A 17,583-nucleotide genomic window follows, 5' to 3' on the forward strand; every position below is an offset into this window, starting at 1 on the left:
ACTGCTCAGAAGCACCCGACCGCACAGAGGGCGCTCCTCGACCCCTGCGTGCCGCTGGCACCCGGTGCCACCGCTGAAGGAAGTGACAGCTCATGTCCGCACCAGCGCCGTCCCCGCTGGCCATCGTCGACGCCGAGCCCCTGCCCCGGCAGGAGGAGGTCCTCACCGACGCGGCCCTGGCCTTCGTGGCCGAGCTGCACCGTCGGTTCACGCCCCGCCGTGATGAACTCCTCGCCCGCCGGGCCGAGCGCCGCGCCGAGATCGCCCGCACCTCCGCCCTCGACTTCCTCCCCGAGACGGCCGCGATCCGCGCGGACGACTCCTGGCGCGTCGCCGAGTGCCCGCCCGCCCTCCTGGACCGCCGGGTCGAGATCACCGGCCCCACCGACCGCAAGATGACCATCAACGCCCTCAACTCGGGCGCCAGGGTCTGGCTCGCGGACTTCGAGGACGCCTCCGCACCGACCTGGGAGAACGTCGTCCTCGGTCAGCTCAACCTGATCGACGCCTACACCCGGAACATCGACTTCACCGACCCCAGGTCCGGCAAGTCCTACGCCCTGAAGGCCCCGGAGGAGCTGGCCACGGTCGTGATGCGCCCGCGCGGCTGGCACCTCAACGAGCGGCACATCGAGGTCGACGGCCAGAAGGTGCCCGGCGCCTTCGTCGACTTCGGGCTGTACTTCTTCCACAACGCCCAGCGCCTGCTGGACCTCGGCAAGGGCCCGTACTTCTACCTGCCGAAGACCGAGTCGCACCTGGAGGCCCGCCTCTGGAACGACGTGTTCGTCTTCGCGCAGGACTACGTCGGCATCCCGCAGGGCACCGTCCGCGCCACCGTCCTCATCGAGACCATCACGGCCGCGTACGAGATGGAGGAGATCCTCTACGAACTGCGCGACCACGCCTCCGGGTTGAACGCGGGCCGCTGGGACTACCTGTTCTCCATCGTCAAGAACTTCCGTGACGGCGGACCGAAGTTCGTGCTGCCGGACCGCAACGCGGTCACCATGACCGCCCCGTTCATGCGCGCGTACACCGAACTGCTCGTCCGCACCTGCCACAAGCGCGGCGCGCACGCCATCGGCGGTATGGCCGCGTTCATCCCGTCCCGCCGGGACGAGGAGGTCAACAAGGTCGCCTTCGAGAAGGTCAAGGCCGACAAGGACCGCGAGGCCAACGACGGTTTCGACGGCTCCTGGGTCGCCCACCCGGACCTGGTGCCGATCGCCATGGAGTCCTTCGACAAGGTGCTCGGTGACAAGCCCAACCAGAAGGACCGGCTGCGCGAGGACGTCCACGTCAAGGCCGAGGACCTGATCGCCGTCGACTCCCTCGACGCCAAGCCGACGTACGCGGGGCTGGTCAACGCCGTGCAGGTGGGCATCCGTTACATCGAGGCCTGGCTGCGCGGGCTGGGCGCGGTCGCCATCTTCAACCTGATGGAGGACGCGGCCACCGCCGAGATCTCCCGCTCGCAGATCTGGCAGTGGATCAACGCGGGCGTCGAGTTCGAGAACGGCGAGAAGGCCACCCCCGAGCTGGCCCGCAAGGTCGCCGCCGAGGAACTGGTGAACATCCGGGCCGAACTCGGCGACGAGGCCTTCGCGGCGGGCCACTGGCAGCAGGCGCACGACCTGCTGCTGGAGGTGGCGCTGGACGAGGACTACGCGGACTTCCTGACCCTGCCCGCGTACGAACAGCTCAAGGGCTGACGCGCCGCGCGTCAGGTCGCGGACTTCTCCGAGTGGCCCAGGGACTTCCCCGGGGCCACTCGGTCGCGTACGGCCTGCTTGACCGCCGTGGGCTCCGGGAACCCTTGCTCACGCCGGTCCCAGACCACCTCGTCGTCGACGCTGACGACGAAGACACCGCCGGTTCCCGGCTTCAGGGCCAGTTCGGACAGCTCCGTCTCGAAGGTGGTGAGCAGCTCCTGCGCCAGCCAGGCCGCGCGGGGCAGCCAGCGGCACTGGGTGCAGTACTCGATCCGGACCACATGACTCATCCCAGGTGCACCGACCAATCCTGTTCCGCCGTCGGCTTGCCGTGCAGGTCGGGGACCCGCTTGAGCCAGTCCGGACGGCCCTGCTGTGTGCGTGCCGCGCGACGGGCGTCCTCGGCGGCGATCTCCTCCCGGGTGGGGAAGTCGGAGGGCAGCCAGGACGCCGAGGCCCGCACGCGCGCGTGCAGATAGCCCACGTACGCCTCGCGGGCCTGCTCGGCGGTGGCGAAGCCGGGCTCGTCCAGCAGCCAGGCGTCCGGCACCTCGGCGGTGATCTCCCGCAGCAGTTCCTCGGTGACCTTCGGCGCCAGTTCGGCGTCGGCGGCGCGGGTGTCCGGGGCGGAGTGGCCGAGGGCGTGGTGGCGGAAGTCGTACGCCTTCGCGGGGTCGGAGGTGTCCCAGCGGTGGTGGAAGACCAGGGCGGCGCCGTGGTCGATCAGCCACAGGCGCGGGGGCGCGGTGCCGAAGGTCGGCCAGACCATCAGGTTGGAGCTGTGCACCGTGCGGTCGACGTTGACGGTGAGGGCGTCCAGCCACACGATCCGCCCCGCCTCCAGCGGATCGACGGTGAGGTGCCGGGCGATCTCCGGCGTGAAGTCCTTCGCGCCCGGCAGGTAGTCCATGCCGAGGTTGATCCCCGCGCTGGCGCTGTGCAGCTCCCGCACCTCCTGGTGCGGCTCGCCGTCCGCGATCGCCGGGTCGAAGTCCACGAGCACCAGTTCGGGGAAGCGCAGCCCGAGCGCCCGCGCCAGCTCCCCCACGATCACCTCGGCGACCAGCGCCTTGCGCCCCTGCGCCGAGCCCGTGAACTTCACGACGTAGGTCCCCAGGTCGTCCGCCTCGACGACCGCGGGCACGGAGCCGCCCGACCTCAGGGGGGTGACGTATCGGACGGCATTGACTTGGCGCAGCACACGGCCAGCCTAGATCAGCACAGCGGGTTGGGCAGTTGCTTATAGCGGGCGGACGCCCCGTCCGCCTCCGTCCAGCGCAGGAGGAGGTTGGTCTTGCCCGGGAGGGTGGGGGTGGTGAGGAGGGTGGGGATCTCGGGGAGGTCGTGGGCGGCGAGGGCCCGGCGCACGGCCGGCCAGGGGTTCAGCCCGGCGTGGCGTTCGGACAGGGCGGCGCCCACCTCCCAGAGGTGGTTGACCAGGAGGCAGTAGACCAGGCGCTCCCAGCCCGCCGCGCGGTCCACGTCGGTCAGGAGCTTCACGCCCTCGGCGTCGCGGAACAGGGCCTGGACGGGCAGGCCGGAGGCGTCGAAGGCGACCAGGGTGTTCTGGACATGGGCTTCGAGGACCACGCCGTGGTCCGCGAAGGCGGTGAGGACCGGGGGGACGACGGCAGCCAGATACGCCTCCCACCACGCCTCCGGGGTTTCGGTGCTGTCCAGAGGACTGCCCGGGAAACCCTCCGCCAGGGCGGCCGCGAGCAGCGGGGTCGCGCCGGGGCGGACGCGGTCGTGGAATCCGTCGCGGACCAGGACCGCCAGTTCCTCGAAGGCGAAGTCGGCGGTGCGGTAGCCGCGGTCGCTGAGCCAGGCGCCGGGGCCCGTGGCGAAGGCGCGGCACACGGCCTCGTCGGTGCGGCGCAGCTTCAGCAGGTCGTGACGCCACAGGCGGCGGATGTCGTTGGTGATGCGCACGTCCAGGCTGAACTTCAGGAACAGGTCCCGGTCGGAGGCGTAGACGGTGCGGATCGCGGCCGTGGGCCAGGCGTCGAAGCCCGTGGTGCCCAGGTGGATCAACCGGCCGTCGGTGAAGGCAGGGCGGAGGTCCAGCAGGTCGAGCTGCCAGGGGTGGGCGGGCAGCAGCCGGTAGCCGGGCGGGGCCGCGCCGAGGGCGTCCAGGGCGCCGGTGTCGCCCTCCTCCACCATCGCGTCCTCGCGCAGCCCGAGCAGCGCCAGCGGGAAGCGGGCGTACGCCTCGGGCGCGTACGGCAGCCAGGCGGCGGCCGGTGCGCCGCCGCGCGCCTTGGGCGCCGGGTGGTGCGGGTGCCCGGTCACCAGGGACTGCTCGGAGCGCAGGTACGGGTCGGCGGGCGGGGTCGCCGCGGCCCGGGCGGTGAGCAGCGCGGCGACCGCGTCCCGGCTGTCGACCATCTCGGCGGGCAGTTCGTGATTGTCCCGGCCGGTGTGGCGGCGCAGTTCCTCGGCGACGAGTTTCACCAGGTCGGCGTGGCGCACGGGGAGCCAGCGGTCACCCACCCGTACTTCGGGCGCGGCCGGGCGGCGCGCGCCGCGTACCCGCAGCAGTCTGCCGCTGGGCAGGCGGTGCGCGTACGGCTCCCCGGTCCCGGCGATCGGCTCGGCCACCTCCCGCAGCAGGCAGTTGAGCAGGGGCACCGCCGCGAGGGCGTCGGCGCGGTCCGCGACGTCGGCGCGCCGGGCGGCTGCGTCGGCGTCGGCGGGCGGGGGCATGAGTGTCACGCGCTTCACTCGTTCTCTACGGTCCGTTCGGGCGGTGAAGATCAGTATGTCTGCAAGTCACCGCCCGATCTGCCGCCCTACTCGTACCCGAGGAGCCCGCCTGTGCACCGTCCCCCCACCGCCGAGGCCGAGGTGGCGGCCGAGTTGGCCGACATCCGACCGGCCCTGGTCCCCCGTTACACGACCGAGCTTCCGGGCGCCCGCGCGGCCGTTCTGACCCGGCTGTGGCGGGCGCTGGCCCATGAGCCGCTGCCGTGGGTGACGGCCCGGGAGAGCAGCGGGGACGGCCTCGTCCTGCGCCTTTCCGACGGCCGCCGGCTCGCCGGGCCGAGTGCGGACCCGTACGCCACCGCCGCGTACGTCACCGAGGTGCGGCTGGAGGAGACGGGGTACGACGATCCGGCGCTGTTGATGACCGATCTGGGCGCAGCCCGGGGTACGCCCTTCGTGGGTGAACTCGCGCACAGCGTGGCCTCGTTGGCGCTGTCGAGGGCCGGTCGGCCGGGTCCCTCGAAAGAGTGGCCGGTGCACGACTGGGAGTGGGAGCAAAGGGTGGTCGACGGGCATCCGTACCACCCCAACTGCCGTTCCCGGCCCGGGTTCTCGGTGGCCGAGCAGCTCGCCTACGGTCCCGAGCACCGGCCGGTGGTGGAGCTGGGGCTGTGGCCGGTACCCGCGGAGGAGTGTCTGCTGTCCGGGGTCTGGCCGGACGAACTGCGCGATGGGGAGCACCTGTTGATCCCGGTGCATCCCTGGCAGGCGGCGCATGTGCTCAAGCGGCCCTGCGAGCGGTCGATCGCGGGCGCGCGTCCGCTGATGTCGCTGCGCACGCTGGCGCTGCCGGACGGGCCGCATGTGAAGACCGCGCTGAGCGCCCGGCTGACCTCGTCGGTGCGGGACATCTCCGGGTACTCCATCGCGCTGTCGGCGACCCTGTCCGCGTTCGCGGAGTCCTTGGCCGAACGGACCGACGGGCTGCTGCACTTCACCCGCACCCTGGGCGCGGCCACCGCCGACTCCCCCGATCTGGCCGCCGTGCTGCGCGAGTCGCCGCAGGAGTACGCGGGTGCGGGCGAGCGGGTGGTGCCGGTGGCCGCGCTCGCCACCACCGGACTCCCCGCCCGCGAAGGCTGGACGGCCGCGTTCGCCCGGCTCGCCCTGACGGTCGGGCTGCGGCTGCTGGAGCTGGGGGTGGCGCTGGAGGCGCACGGGCAGAACCTGCTGGTCGTGCTGGACGCCGACAGCGCCCCGGTGCGACTGGTCTACCGCGACCTCGCCGACGTCCGGATCAGCCCGGCCCGGCTGGCCCGGCACGGCATCGCCGTGCCCGAGCTGACCGGACGCATCGTCACCGACGACGTAACGACCCTGCGCCGCAAGCTGTTCGGCTCCCTGGTGGCGGGCGCCCTCGCGGGCACCGCCGGCTCGGCGGCGGCCCTCGGCGCGGCCCTGGAGCGTGCCGTACCGGATCTGCCGCGCACCGCCGATCTCGCGGCCCTGTGCGAAGAACCGCTGCCCACCAAGGCGTTGACGCTGATGCGGCTGTCGCCGCGGACGCCCGGGGACCAGTGGACGCTGCTGCCCAACCCCTTGAGATGAGGGGCCGTTTTGGAGCACGCCGCTCCGGATCAATAGGATCCGCCGATGATCACAAGAACACGGCTGGCGTCGGGGGCCTGTGCCCTCCTCGCCGCGCTGACGGCGGGGCTGGCGTTCCCGGCCGGGGCGGCGGCCGGCGAACCCACCGGCGAGGACGCGCCGAAGGTGAACCTCGTCCTCGACGTCAGCGGCTCGATGCGGGCCAAGGACATCGACGGCCAGTCCCGGATGGCCGCCGCGAAGCAGGCGTTCAACGAGGTGCTGGATGCCACCCCCGAGGAGGTGGAGCTGGGCATCCGTACGCTCGGCGCCAACTACCCGGGCGACAACCGCAAGACGGGCTGCAAGGACACCGCGCAGCTCTACCCGGTCGGCCCGCTGGACCGCACCGAGGCCAAGGCGGCGGTGGCGACGCTCACGCCCACCGGCTGGACCCCGATCGGCCCCGCGCTGCTGCAGGCCGCCGACGACCTCGACGGCGGCGACGGCTCCAAGCGCATCGTGCTGATCAGCGACGGCGAGGACACCTGCGCCCCGCTCGACCCATGCGAGGTGGCCAGGGAGATAGCCGCCAAGGGCATCGGGCTGACCATCGACACCCTCGGCCTGGTCCCGAACACCAAGCTGCGCCAGCAGCTCAGCTGTATCGCGGAGGCCACCGGCGGCACGTACACCTCGGTGGAGCACACCGACGAACTGCGCGACCGCGTCAACCAGTTGGTGGACCGCGCGGCCGACCCGGTGGTCACCCCGGTGCCCGCCGAGGGCGCGGACCGCTGCCCCGACGCCCCCACCCTGAAGTCCGGTCTGTACACCGACCGCGAGGAGTTCGGGAAGCAGCGCTGGTACCGGGTGGACGTGGAGCCCGGGCAGGAGCTGCGCGCCTCGGTGAGCGTGGGCGCGGACCGGGCGGTGAACCCCTCCTACGGGGTGCTGCTGCGGGCGGTGACGGTGCACGGGCGCGAGATCGTGCGCGGTGAGGCGGCGGGCAACGGCCGTACCGACACCGTCTCCACGGGCGTGCGCTACCCGAAGGCTGACCGCGAGGACGACCCGACCGAGACCGTGTGCCTCCAGGTCACGCACTCCTTCTCGGCGGCCTCCGGCGTGAAGACCACGCCGGGTCTGCCGCTGGAGCTGACCGTGGACGTGGTCGACGGCCCGTCCGACTCCGACGACGTGGCCTCCTTCGGCCTCGGGCGCGGCTGGTGGCTGCTGGGCGTGCTGATCCTGACCGGCTTCCTCGCCGGGCTCGTCTGGGGCTGGCTGTCGCGCTGGCGCGTCTCGGTCTGGAGGACCAACTGATGCGGATCACACGTACGCTGACCGCCGCCCTGCTGATGCTGGGCCTGGCCGCCGCCCCCGCGCTGGCGGAGGACGAGGAGCCGAAGGACGGCGCGCCCACCGAGGCGGGCACCTCCTTCCGTACGGCGACGGAGATCGAGCAGGGCCAGGACGCCACCGCGTCCGGGTCGGCGGGTGACTACCTGTACTGGTCCTTCCCGGCGGACACCGGTCAGCGGCCCACCGTGAAGGCGACGGTGAAACTGCCCGAGACGCATGCCGCGCAGACCTGGCAGGTCGATGTGTACGACGGGCTGCGGCGCCGCCAGTCCTGCCAGTACGGCGCGCAGACGCGCACCGCGGCGGCGGACGCCCCCTCGGTGGAAGTGGCCTGTGTGCTGCGCACGGTGCGGTCCTGGTCGGAGCCGTGGGCCAACGACCCGCTGCCCGGCACCTACTACATCCGCCTGACGGTGACGAACCTGTCCACCGGCGACCTGGGCCTGCCGGTGGACGCCTCGGTGCGGGTGGACTCCAAGGACATCGGCGGCGCGGCGGCCGTGGACGGTTCGCTGGGCGAGCCGCTGGTGCCGGGTGTGGCGGTGAAGTCCGAGGCGGAGGACGAGGATTCGGCGGTGCTGTCGAGCATCGACCCGGACGACGGCTGGTCCTCGGGCTGGTGGTCCGACCGCTGGGTGTGGACCGCGGTGGGCGGCCTCCTGGCGGCACTGGCGGGCATCGGCGGGTACGCGCTGACGCGTGGTTCTGGGCGGCCCACCAGGGCCTGACGCGCGGTTCCGGACAGCCCACCAGGGCCTGACGCCTTCTATGGATGGGCCCGTCGCACTCCGGTGCGGCGGGCCCATCGGCGTCTATCCCTCGCGCAGTGCCTTGGCGAGCGTGCCGTCGCCGGTCACGGTGATCCGGCCGTCGCGCACCGCGTCGGGCACGCTCAACTCGCCGCGCGCCACGGCCGTACAGGTGGCGGTGTCGAGGGCGAGCCTGGCGTCGGGTTCGGCCGGGGCGGGGCCGTCGCCGTACACCGGACCGTCCTCGGCGCCGGCGTACACATGGAACCGTCCCTCCTCCAGGGCGACTTCGACCAGCCCCTCCCCCTCCAGCTCCCTCAGCAGCGGCAGCGCGAACCAGTGGGCGCGCACCGCGTCCGTCGGCCTGCGCTCACCCAGCTCCGCGCGCCCCCACTCCCCCAGCGTCTGGAGGACGGGCAGCAACTGACGCCCGCGCGGGGTGAGTTCGTACACGTAGGCGGCGCCGGGCGGGGGCAGGCGGCGCCGGGTGGTCAGGCCGTCGCGTTCCATGTCCTTCAGCCGGGAGGCCAGTACGTCGGTGCTCACGCCGGGCAGGTCCGCGTGCAGGTCGGTGTAGCGGCGCGGTCCGGCCAGCAGTTCCCGGACGATCAGCAGGGTCCAGCGGTCGCCCACGACGTCGAGCGCGCGGGCAGCGGAACAGTACTGGTCGTAGCTTCGGCGTGGTGACATGGCACGCAGTCTAGACATGTCATTGGACTTTCCAAGCACCCACTTGGTAAAACCAAGCAACACCAGATCCTGGAGGGGCGCATGGAGTTCCGGCAGTCGAACAAGCTCAGCGATGTCTGCTACGAGATCCGCGGCCCGGTGATCGAACACGCCGACGCGCTGGAGAAGGCGGGCCACAGCGTGCTGCGCCTGAACACCGGCAACCCCGCGCTCTTCGGCTTCGAGGCGCCGGAGGAGATCCTCCAGGACATGATCCGGATGCTGCCCCAGGCACACGGCTACACCGACTCCAAGGGCGTCCTCTCCGCGCGCCGGGCCGTCGCCGGGCGCTACCAGAACCTGGGTCTTGAAGTGGACGTCGACGACGTCTTCCTCGGCAACGGCATCTCCGAGCTGATCTCCATGGCGGTGACCGCGCTGGTGGAGGACGGCGACGAAATCCTCATCCCGGCCCCCGACTTCCCCCTCTGGACGGCCGTCACCACGCTCGCGGGCGGCAAGCCCGTGCACTACCTCTGCGACGAACAGGCCGACTGGTACCCGGATCTGGACGACATGGCCGCGAAGATCACGGACCGCACCAAGGCCGTGGTCATCATCAACCCCAACAACCCCACCGGTGCGGTCTACCCCAAGGAGGTCATCGAGGGCATCCTCGACCTCGCCCGCCGCCACGGCCTGATGGTCTTCGCGGACGAGATCTACGACCAGATCCTCTACGACGACGCCGTCCACCACTCGGCCGCCGCCCTCGCCCCCGACCTGGTCGTGCTGACCTTCTGCGGCCTGTCCAAGACGTACCGGGTGGCGGGCTTCCGCTCGGGCTGGCTGGTCGTCACCGGGCCCAAGCAGCACGCCCGCAACTACCTGGAGGGCCTGACCATGCTGGCCTCCATGCGGCTGTGCGCCAACGCGCCCGCGCAGTACGCCATCCAGGCCGCGCTCGGCGGGCGGCAGTCCATCCAGGAGCTGACGGCTCCCGGTGGGCGGCTGCGTCAGCAGCGGGACGTGGCCTGGGAGAAGCTGAACGAGATCCCCGGGGTGTCGTGCGTGAAGCCCAAGGGCTCGCTGTACGCCTTCCCACGCCTCGACCCCAAGGTGCACAGGATCCACGACGACGAGAAGTTCGTGCTGGACCTGCTGCTGCGCGAGAAGATCCAGGTCGTCCAGGGCACCGGCTTCAACTGGCCCACCCCGGACCACTTCCGCATCCTCACCCTCCCGCACGCCGACGACCTGGAGGCCGCGATCGGCCGGATCGGACGCTTCCTGAGCGGGTACCGCCAGTAGCGGGTACCGCCAGTAGCGGGTACCGCCAGTAGCGGGTACCGCCAGTAGCGGATACCGGCGGTGGCGCGCGGGTAAATCGTCGGCCATGAGCGACCGCCCGCTGCTCCTCCTTGATGTCGACGGCCCCCTGAACCCCTTCCGGGCCGTCTTCGCCCGCCACCGCGGCTACGTCACCCGCAGGGTCCACCCACCGAGCTGGGCGACCCGCCAGCCCCCGGGCTCCCGGCGGCTGCGCCGGGGCCTGCGGGTGCGCCTGCACCCGGGCCACGGGGCACGGCTCCAGTCCCTGCCCTACGAACTGACCTGGGCGACCACCTGGATGCACGAGGCCAACGAGTACGTCGCCCCGGTGATCGGGCTCCCCGACGACCTGCCCGTCATCGAGTTCACGGACCTGTTCGTCCCGGACCCCGAGGGCCTGTACTGGAAGACCCGCCAGGTGGTGGCCTGGGCCGCGGGACGGCCGTTCGTCTGGGTGGACGACATGGTGACCGACCTGGACGTGCGGCACGTGGAGGAGTCCCACGCCGGTCCCGCCCTGCTGCTGCGGATAGACCCGCGCCGGGGGCTCGGGGAGCCGGAGTTCGCGCGGCTGGAGCAGTGGGCCCGCGAGCTGTCGTGACATCGTCCGCCGACACCTAGCCTGTGAGGCATGAGTGATCTTCTGCTGGTGCGGCACGGGGAGACCGAGTGGTCGCGGTCGGGGCGGCACACCGGGACGACGGACGTTCCGCTGACCGAGCACGGGCGGGAGGAGGCGCGGCGGCTGGTGCCGCTGATCCGCTCGCACCGGATCGGGGCGGCCTTCGTCAGCCCGCTGCAACGGGCCCGGGAGACCGCCGAGCTGATCGGGCTGACCTCGATGCGGATCGAGCCGGACCTGCGGGAGTGGGACTACGGCGCCTACGAGGGCGTCACCACGGTCGAGATCCAGCGTGAGCGGCCCGGCTGGTTCCTGTTCACGGACGGGGTCGCGCCGGGGCCGCCCGAGCACCCCGGGGAGAGCGTGGAGGAGGTCGGCAGGCGGGCGGACCGGGTGCTGGCCGAGGTGGACGCGGCGCACGCCAACACCGAGGGCGTGGTGGTGCTGGTGGCGCACGGGCACTTCCTGCGCGTCCTCACGGCACGGCGGCTGGGGCTGCCGCCCTCGGACGGGGCGCTGTTCCAGCTCGCCACCGGGACCGTGTGCCGGCTGAGCACCGAGCACGGGCGGCCGGTGATCGCGGGGTGGAATGTCAGACCCTCGCCGTAGCCTTCGAAACAGGCACGAGTGTCGCCGCACCGTGGGAGGGAGCACGCCGTGACCAGACCGCCGACCGCCGCGCAGCGGCGTGTGATCGACGCCGCCGACCCGGTCACCGGGCGGCTGAGCGGTACGGAGGCGCAGCTCGCGGCGCTGGTCAGACGCGGGCTCGCGTTCCGTCATCCGCGGCCGCCGCACGCCCACTTCCTGACTCCGGCAGGTCATCGCATACGGGAGTCGGCGGGCGAGGAGCCTCAGGCCGCGCCGGAGCCCGCCGCCGCGACGGCCGGGGTGTTCACGGCGCGCACCGGCGGCGAGGAGGAGCCGCCCCCGGCCGGTCCGGCCCGCCTGCGCGAGGTGCGCAGTGCCTGGGAGGGGCTGCTGGAGCTGCGCCGGATGACCAACGCGGACGGGGCCACGGACCGGCCGTGCGGCTGGGAGCGCTCGCATCTGGTGCAGGCGGCGGCGCTGGCCCTGGAGGCGGCCGGGCATCCGCCCGCCGGTCCGGACGGTGACGGCTACCGGGTGCGCGCGACCCCGCAGCCCGAGGCGGTGGCCGTGCACGGGCCGGGCGGGGAGGAGCTGCACGCCTGCGCGGTGACACTGGAGAAGGCGGGCTGGCAGGTCGGCGAGCACACCGAGCCCCGGTCCCGCGAGCGCTATCTGCTGGCCTCGCCCAGACGGATGTAGAGGCCACGTGTCAGGATCAGGCGTTCGAGAGACCCGAGCAGCAAGGCAGGGGAAAGGGAAGTCGTGACCGAGCCGTTTTCCGTTCCGGTGACCGTCCGTGGCTACGAGACGGACGTCCAGGGACACCTCAACCAGGCCGTGTACCTGCAGTACGCGGAGCACGCCCGCTGGTCCCTGCTGCACGCGGCCGGGATCACCCAGTCCGCGCTGCAGGCCAAGGGTGTCGGACCGGTCGCCCTGGAGACGACCGTCCGCTACCGGCGTGAGCTGCTCGCCGGGGACGAGACCGAGGTGACCTGCGCGTTCCTCTGGGGTGAGGGCAAGACCTTCCGCATCGAGCAGACCATCCGCAAGACCGACGGCACGGTGGCCGCCGAGATCACGGCGGTCGGCGGTCTGATGGACCTCACGGCCCGCAAACTGCTCGCCGACCCGCGCGCCTACTTCAAGGAACTGGCCGCCGAACCGGCCCTGTTCGGACTCTGAGCCACGCTCCGGCACCCCGAAAACCGTGTGCGGCCGGCCTCCTCGACCTGCGAGGCTGACCGCCCATGGCGCCACGACGTGTAAAACCCAGCCTGTACATCTCCGTGGACATCGAGGCCGACGGCCCGATCCCAGGGCCGTACTCCATGCTCAGCATCGGCGCGGCGGTCGCCGGGACGCAGGACGCGGACGGGTTCGTGGCGGCCGATCCCGAGGCGCGGACCTTCTACCGGGAACTGAGGCCCATCCGCGACGACTTCGTGCCGGAGGCGCTCGCGGTCAGCGGTCTCGACCGGGAGCGCCTCGGCACGGAGGGGTACGATCCGGCGCTCGCGATGGCGCAGTTCAGCCGGTGGGTGCGGGACGTGTCCGAGGGCGCGCAGCCCGTGATGTGCGGGTACCCGGCCTCGTACGACTGGACGTTTCTCTACTGGTACCTGATCCGGTTCGCCGGTTCGAGTCCCTTCGGGCACTCGGGGTGCCTGGACATGAAGACCCTCTACGCCACCAAGGCACACCTGCCGCTGCGGGCCGTCGCCAAGGGCACGATGCCGCGCGAGCTGCTGTCGCGGCGCCGGCACACGCATCACGCCCTGGACGACGCGATCGAGCAGGCGGAGCTGTTCGCGAACCTCATGGCGTGGCCGGGGCGGGGTGGGGAGAGCCGCTGAGCTCCTCCCCCGCCTCCATGGGGTGCGTCACGTCCTGCGCGTCGCGCTGCCTGCCCAGGTGGTTGAAGACCAGGTTCAGTACGACCGCCACCACACAGCCGGTGGAGATACCGGAGTCCAGGACGATCCGGGCGGTCTCCGGGAAGGCGTGGTAGAACTCCGGCGCGGAGATCGGGATGATGCCGATCGCGAGGGAGACGGCGACGATGAGGACGTTGTTGTCCTTCTCCAGTCCGGCGCGGACCAGGGTCTGGATGCCGCTGGCCGCGACCGAGCCGAACAGCACCACGCCCGCGCCGCCGAGCACCGGGCGCGGTACGACCGCGATCAGCGAGGCGGCCATCGGGCACAGGCCCATCAGCACCAGGAAGCCGCCGCCCGCGGCGACGACGTAGCGGCTGCGGATCCTCGTCATCGCGACCAGGCCGATGTTCTGGGCGAAGGCGCTGCACATGAAGCCGTTGAAGACGGGGCTGAGGGCCGAGCCCAGGGTGTCGGCGCGCAGTCCGGCCGCAATGGTCTTCTCGTCGGCGGGGCGGTCGACGATCTCGCCCAGGGCGAGCATGTCGGCGGTGGACTCCGTCATCGAGACCACCATCACCACGCACATGGAGACGATCGCGGCGATCTGGAACTGCGGGGCACCGAAGTGGAACGGTGTCGGGAAGCCGACCACAGCCGCGTCCGTGACCGGGCCGAAGTCGGTGACACCGAACGGGACGGCGATCAGGGTGCCGCCGACCAGGCCGAGCAGGACGGCGATCTGCTTGACGAACCCGCGGGTGAACCGGCGCAGCAGCAGGACCAGCAGCAGCGTCACCGCGGCCAGAGTCAGGTAGGTGCTCGAACCGTAGTCGTCCGCCGCGGGGTTGGGGCCCTGGGCCCAGCCGAAGGCGACCGGGAGCAGGGAGACACCGATCAGGGTGATGACCGTGCCGGTGACCACGGGCGGGAAGAAGCGGACCATCTTGCTGAAGAACGGGGCCGCTATGAAGCCCAGCAGTCCGGCGACGATGACCGCCCCGAAGATGATCGGCAGCGCGTCGGACTTGTCGTCCGTGGCGGCGACGACGGCGGTCATGGGGGCGACACCGGCGAAGGTGACGCCGTTGACGAAGGGGAGCCGGGCACCGATCTTCCAGATGCCGAGGGTCTGGAGGAAGGTCGCGAGGCCCGCCGTGAAGAGGCAGGCGCCGGTGAGGAAGGTCAGTTCGGTGCCGGAAAGGCCGATGGCCGCGCCGACGATCAGGGGTGGGGCGACGACGCCCGCGTACATGGCGGCCACGTGCTGCAGGCCGGTGGTCGCCATTCTCAGGGCGGGGAGTTTCTCGTCGACGGGGTGGGCGGACACGGGCGGCTCCTCCGGTCGGTTGACAGCACGTCGGCTCTGACGTGGGTTTCAAGGAGGTGGTGCGCGGTCGTGCGGGACCGGTACAGAGGGGACGGTGACCGTTCCGGGGCGCGCACGTCCATGCGCGCCCCGGACACGGCCGCCATGGACCCCGCTGGGGTCCACGGCCACCGGCCGAGAGCCGTCCCTCTCAGCCGGGGGTCTTCACCTGCTCATCCCTGCGCGGCGATCCGCGCCAGCCGCTGCGCCTGCTCCCGGGTGGAGCGGGCGACGGCGTCCTCGTCGACGGTGAGCAGCCGGTTGTCGGCCACGATCTGCCGGCCGTTCACGAAGGACGCGGTGACCGGGGCCGCCGCCCCGAAGACCAGCGCGGTGACCGGGTCGGCGATGGAGGCGTGGGCCAGGGTGTCCATCTTCCAGAGCACCAGGTCGGCGAGCTTGCCGGGCTCCAGCGAGCCGATCTCGGCGGCGCGGCCGAGGACCTGGGCGCCGCCGTGCGTACCGAGGCGCAGCGCCTGGCGGGCGTTGAGGGCGGCCTCGCGGTGGGCGCCGAGGCGGTTGATGAGCAGGGCGTTGCGCAGCTCGGTGTGGAGTTCGCCGGACTCGTTGGAGGCGGTGCCGTCCACACCGAGGCCGACCGGGACTCCGGCGGCGAGCATGTCGGGCACGCGGGCGATACCGGCGGCGAGGCGGGCGTTGGAGGAGGGGCAGTGGGCGACACCGGTCTTCGTACGGGCGAAGGCGGCGATGTCGGAGTCGTTCATGTGGACGCAGTGCGCCATCCACACGTCCTCACCGAGCCAGCCGGTGGACTCGAAGTAGTCGGTCGGGCCCATGCCGAACAGTTCGTGGCAGAACTTCTCCTCCTCCACGGTCTCCGAGCCGTGGGTGTGCAGCCGCACCCCGAGGCGGCGGGCCAACTCGGCTCCCTGCTTGAGCAGTTCGGTGGAGACGGAGAAGGGCGAGCAGGGGGCGACGGCGACCTGGGTCATGGCGTCGAAGGAGGCGTCGTGGTGCTCCTCGACGGTGGCCTCGGTGGCGGCGAGGGCGCCCTCCAGGGTCTCCACGGCGAAGTCCGGGGGCAGTCCGCCGTCCTTCTCGCTGCGGTCCATCGAGCCGCGGGCGAGGGTGAAGCGGACGCCCATTTCGCGGGCGGCGCGGATGATGGAGCCGGACAGGTCGCCGGAGCCGTGCGGGAAGACGTAGTGGTGGTCCATGGCGGTGGTGACGCCGCCGCGGGCCATCATGGCGAGCGAGCCCTGGGCCGCCGAGTAGGTCATCTCCTCGTCGATACGGGCCCAGGTCGGGTAGAGGGCGACCAGCCAGTTGAAGAGGTTGTGGTCGGTGGCCAGGCCCCGGGTGATCCACTGGTAGAAGTGGTGGTGGGTGTTGACCAGACCGGGGGTCACGAGATGGCCGGTGGCGTCGATGCGCCGTACGACGTTCTCCAGGCCCTCGGGTGCCCGGCCGGCGCCGAGCGACTCGATGCGGTTGCCGTTGATGACGACGTAACCGGAGGCGTATTCGGTGTCGTTGGCGTCGACGGTGGCGATCGCACAGTTCTCGATGACGATGCGCTGGTCTGCTGCCATGGTTCGTCCTTTGCGCTTTTGTGGAGAGGGCACGGCAGGACCCTGGAGATTTGAGTGCCGCGGCCGGGTTCCGTACGACCCGGCCGCGGGTGCCGAGATGGAGTTGAGGGCTACAACTGCCTACAGGTTGGTCAGATCCACCGGGATCCGCGCCTCGCAGCCGTCCCGCAGGACGGTGGCCTCGATCAGGCCGTAGGGGCGGTCGGCGGCGAAGTAGACCTCGTTGTCGTTCTTCAGCCCGAACGGCTCCAGGTCCACCAGGAAGTGGTGCTTGTTCGGGAGCGAGAAGCGGACCTCGTCGATCTCGCTGCGGTTGTTGATGATGCGCGCGCCCATCTGGTACAGCGTCTGCTGCAGGGAGAGCGAGTAGGTCTCGGCGAAGGCCTGGAGCATGTGCTTCTTCACCTGCTCGTAGGACTTCTCCCAGTTGGGCATCTTCTGCTCGTCGTCGGTCCAGTTGAACCGCCAGCGGCTCGCCACCTGGGTGGCGAGGATGCGGTCGTACGCCTCCTTGAGGGTGGTGTACTTGTCCTTGACGTAGCCCCAGAACTCGGAGTTGGTCGAGTTCATCACGACCAGGTCCTTCAGGCCCGAGATCACCTCCCAGTTCTCCCCGTCGAAGGTGATCTGGGTGAGGCGGGTCTCCTGGCCCTTGCGGACGAAGGAGTGCTTGACCTCGTCGGCGCCGATGAACCTGGAGTTGGCGTCGGAGGTCTCGATCCGCTCCCAGGCGTACTCCTCGATGCGGATACGGGCCCGGTGGATCGGCTCCTGGCTGGTGACGAAGTGGCGGGCGAGGTGGATGCCGAACTGCTCGGCCGACTCGATGCCGTACTCCTTGGCGAACGCGTACACCGTGTTCTTGGTGGTGTCGGTCGGCAGGACATGGGCGTTGGAGCCGGAGTAGTGGACCTCGTCCATGTCGCCGCTGAGGGCGACGGACACATTGAGGTCCTTGATGTGGTGGGTGGCGCCGTCCCGCGTGATCTTGACGACTCGGTTCTCGGCCTTGCCGTACTGGTTCTGTCCCAGAATGGTGGGCATCTAGCTAGCTCCCTCGGTATACGGAGTAGCCGAACGGGTTGAGCAGCAGCGGTACGTGGTAGTGCTCGCCCGGCACGACGGCGAACGTGATCGCCACCTCCGGGAAGAACACCGCGCTTCCGCTGTCCCGATTCGCGGGGGCGTCCTGCTGCGCATCGGCTTGCTTCTTCTCGAAGTACGGCTCCACCGCGAAGTCGAGCCGTACATGGGTGGTCCCCTCCGGCAGGGCGGGGAGGTCCTTGCACCGGCCGTCCGCGTCGGTCGCGGAGCCGCCGAGCGCCTGCCAGTCGGCGTCACGCCCGGCGCGGGCGGCCAACCGGACGGCGACGCCCTCGGCGGGGCGGCCGACGGAGGTGTCCAGAATGTGGGTGGACACGGAGGCGGTGGTGCTGGTGCTCATGGGG

Annotated in this window: 18 protein-coding genes; 10 read left to right on the forward strand and 8 right to left on the reverse strand. The window is 71.3% G+C overall.

What is annotated here, in order from left to right:
* The first annotated feature begins 92 nt into the window (after window positions 1-92).
* Complete coding sequence (aceB, locus tag GA0115233_RS03905; RefSeq protein WP_093718641.1) at window positions 93-1,715, forward strand: malate synthase A; 1,623 nt, start codon at window positions 93-95, stop codon at window positions 1,713-1,715.
* A gap of 11 nt (window positions 1,716-1,726) precedes the next feature.
* Here the strand turns inward: aceB and GA0115233_RS03910 are convergent, their stop codons facing one another.
* From GA0115233_RS03910 to GA0115233_RS03920, 3 genes are read right to left on the reverse strand one after another with little or no spacing between them, the layout of a single operon-like run.
* Complete coding sequence (locus GA0115233_RS03910) at window positions 1,727-2,005, reverse strand: SelT/SelW/SelH family protein (RefSeq protein ID WP_093718642.1); 279 nt, start codon at window positions 2,003-2,005, stop codon at window positions 1,727-1,729.
* Complete coding sequence (locus tag GA0115233_RS03915) at window positions 2,002-2,916, reverse strand: HipA family kinase (protein WP_093718643.1); 915 nt, start codon at window positions 2,914-2,916, stop codon at window positions 2,002-2,004. Before GA0115233_RS03915 ends, GA0115233_RS03910 begins: the two co-directional genes overlap by 4 nt.
* Before the next feature lie 14 nt (window positions 2,917-2,930).
* A complete protein-coding gene (locus GA0115233_RS03920; RefSeq protein WP_176711640.1) occupies window positions 2,931-4,421 on the reverse strand; it encodes an IucA/IucC family protein in 1,491 nt (496 codons plus the stop codon).
* Between the two features lie 111 nt (window positions 4,422-4,532).
* Here GA0115233_RS03920 and GA0115233_RS03925 point away from each other — a divergent pair, with 111 nt between their 5' ends.
* Genes GA0115233_RS03925 through GA0115233_RS03935 form a run of 3 tightly spaced genes read left to right on the forward strand, consistent with a single transcriptional unit; the run spans window position 4,533 to window position 8,101 of the window.
* Window positions 4,533-6,029, forward strand: coding sequence for an IucA/IucC family protein (locus tag GA0115233_RS03925; RefSeq protein ID WP_093718645.1), 1,497 nt, complete (start codon window positions 4,533-4,535; stop codon window positions 6,027-6,029).
* Between the two features lie 45 nt (window positions 6,030-6,074).
* Window positions 6,075-7,334 (forward strand): VWA domain-containing protein, encoded by a 1,260-nt coding sequence (locus tag GA0115233_RS03930; protein ID WP_093718646.1) that lies wholly within the window; start codon window positions 6,075-6,077, stop codon window positions 7,332-7,334.
* Complete coding sequence (locus tag GA0115233_RS03935; protein WP_093718647.1) at window positions 7,334-8,101, forward strand: hypothetical protein; 768 nt, start codon at window positions 7,334-7,336, stop codon at window positions 8,099-8,101. Before GA0115233_RS03930 ends, GA0115233_RS03935 begins: the two co-directional genes overlap by 1 nt.
* 84 nt (window positions 8,102-8,185) lie before the next feature.
* On the opposite strand, the gene GA0115233_RS03940 is transcribed toward GA0115233_RS03935, so the two are convergent.
* Entirely contained in the window at window positions 8,186-8,812 is a 627-nt protein-coding gene (locus GA0115233_RS03940; RefSeq protein WP_093718648.1) for a winged helix-turn-helix transcriptional regulator, read from the reverse strand.
* An 81-nt stretch (window positions 8,813-8,893) separates the two neighbouring features.
* Between GA0115233_RS03940 and GA0115233_RS03945 the strand changes: the two genes are divergently transcribed.
* From GA0115233_RS03945 to GA0115233_RS03970, 6 genes are all read left to right on the forward strand, one after another.
* Window positions 8,894-10,102 carry a pyridoxal phosphate-dependent aminotransferase gene (locus GA0115233_RS03945; protein WP_093718649.1) on the forward strand — a complete coding sequence of 403 codons (1,209 nt, stop codon included), beginning with the start codon at window positions 8,894-8,896 and terminating at the stop codon, window positions 10,100-10,102.
* 85 nt (window positions 10,103-10,187) lie between these two features.
* Window positions 10,188-10,724: an HAD domain-containing protein gene (locus GA0115233_RS03950; protein ID WP_093718650.1), complete on the forward strand. Its 537-nt coding sequence runs from the start codon at window positions 10,188-10,190 to the stop codon at window positions 10,722-10,724.
* Between the two features lie 30 nt (window positions 10,725-10,754).
* Window positions 10,755-11,354, forward strand: coding sequence for a histidine phosphatase family protein (locus GA0115233_RS03955; RefSeq protein WP_093718651.1), 600 nt, complete (start codon window positions 10,755-10,757; stop codon window positions 11,352-11,354).
* 48 nt (window positions 11,355-11,402) lie between these two features.
* Complete coding sequence (locus GA0115233_RS03960; protein WP_093718652.1) at window positions 11,403-12,035, forward strand: hypothetical protein; 633 nt, start codon at window positions 11,403-11,405, stop codon at window positions 12,033-12,035.
* A 63-nt stretch (window positions 12,036-12,098) separates the two neighbouring features.
* Entirely contained in the window at window positions 12,099-12,521 is a 423-nt protein-coding gene (locus GA0115233_RS03965; protein ID WP_093718653.1) for an acyl-CoA thioesterase, read from the forward strand.
* A gap of 65 nt (window positions 12,522-12,586) precedes the next feature.
* The gene (locus GA0115233_RS03970) at window positions 12,587-13,192 is read left to right on the forward strand and encodes a 3'-5' exonuclease (RefSeq protein WP_093718654.1); all 606 of its coding nucleotides are present in this window, start codon (window positions 12,587-12,589) and stop codon (window positions 13,190-13,192) included.
* Here the strand turns inward: GA0115233_RS03970 and GA0115233_RS03975 are convergent.
* From GA0115233_RS03975 to uraH, 4 genes are all read right to left on the reverse strand, one after another.
* Window positions 13,155-14,543 carry a nucleobase:cation symporter-2 family protein gene (locus GA0115233_RS03975; protein WP_093718655.1) on the reverse strand — a complete coding sequence of 463 codons (1,389 nt, stop codon included), beginning with the start codon at window positions 14,541-14,543 and terminating at the stop codon, window positions 13,155-13,157. The genes GA0115233_RS03970 and GA0115233_RS03975 overlap by 38 nt on opposite strands.
* A gap of 212 nt (window positions 14,544-14,755) precedes the next feature.
* Window positions 14,756-16,135 (reverse strand): 8-oxoguanine deaminase, encoded by a 1,380-nt coding sequence (locus GA0115233_RS03980; RefSeq protein ID WP_093718656.1) that lies wholly within the window; start codon window positions 16,133-16,135, stop codon window positions 14,756-14,758.
* Between the two features lie 120 nt (window positions 16,136-16,255).
* Window positions 16,256-17,179 (reverse strand): factor-independent urate hydroxylase, encoded by a 924-nt coding sequence (gene pucL, locus GA0115233_RS03985; protein WP_093718657.1) that lies wholly within the window; start codon window positions 17,177-17,179, stop codon window positions 16,256-16,258.
* 4 nt (window positions 17,180-17,183) lie between these two features.
* On the reverse strand, window positions 17,184-17,579 hold the full coding sequence (gene uraH / locus GA0115233_RS03990; RefSeq protein ID WP_093718658.1) for a hydroxyisourate hydrolase: 396 nt from the start codon (window positions 17,577-17,579) through the stop codon (window positions 17,184-17,186).
* Window positions 17,580-17,583 lie beyond the last annotated feature (4 nt).

Origin of the sequence: Streptomyces sp. DI166 (assembly GCF_900091315.1) — a bacterium.
Lineage (GTDB): Bacteria > Actinomycetota > Actinomycetes > Streptomycetales > Streptomycetaceae > Streptomyces > Streptomyces fuscus.

Bases quoted from the DNA above. Each gene is read 5' to 3' on its own strand.
- GA0115233_RS03930 (WP_093718646.1), top strand. From the start codon at position 6,075: ATGATCACAAGAACACGGCTGGCGTCGGGGGCCTGTGCCCTCCTCGCC.
- GA0115233_RS03955 (WP_093718651.1), top strand. From the start codon at position 10,755: ATGAGTGATCTTCTGCTGGTGCGGCACGGGGAGACCGAGTGGTCGCGG.
- GA0115233_RS03940 (WP_093718648.1), bottom strand. From the start codon at position 8,812: ATGTCACCACGCCGAAGCTACGACCAGTACTGTTCCGCTGCCCGCGCG.
- GA0115233_RS03980 (WP_093718656.1), bottom strand. From the start codon at position 16,135: ATGGCAGCAGACCAGCGCATCGTCATCGAGAACTGTGCGATCGCCACC.
- GA0115233_RS03945 (WP_093718649.1), top strand. From the start codon at position 8,894: ATGGAGTTCCGGCAGTCGAACAAGCTCAGCGATGTCTGCTACGAGATC.
- GA0115233_RS03935 (WP_093718647.1), top strand. From the start codon at position 7,334: ATGCGGATCACACGTACGCTGACCGCCGCCCTGCTGATGCTGGGCCTG.
- GA0115233_RS03910 (WP_093718642.1), bottom strand. From the start codon at position 2,005: ATGAGTCATGTGGTCCGGATCGAGTACTGCACCCAGTGCCGCTGGCTG.
- GA0115233_RS03950 (WP_093718650.1), top strand. From the start codon at position 10,188: ATGAGCGACCGCCCGCTGCTCCTCCTTGATGTCGACGGCCCCCTGAAC.
- GA0115233_RS03920 (WP_176711640.1), bottom strand. From the start codon at position 4,421: ATGCCCCCGCCCGCCGACGCCGACGCAGCCGCCCGGCGCGCCGACGTC.
- pucL (WP_093718657.1), bottom strand. From the start codon at position 17,179: ATGCCCACCATTCTGGGACAGAACCAGTACGGCAAGGCCGAGAACCGA.
- aceB (WP_093718641.1), top strand. From the start codon at position 93: ATGTCCGCACCAGCGCCGTCCCCGCTGGCCATCGTCGACGCCGAGCCC.
- uraH (WP_093718658.1), bottom strand. From the start codon at position 17,579: ATGAGCACCAGCACCACCGCCTCCGTGTCCACCCACATTCTGGACACC.
- GA0115233_RS03970 (WP_093718654.1), top strand. From the start codon at position 12,587: ATGGCGCCACGACGTGTAAAACCCAGCCTGTACATCTCCGTGGACATC.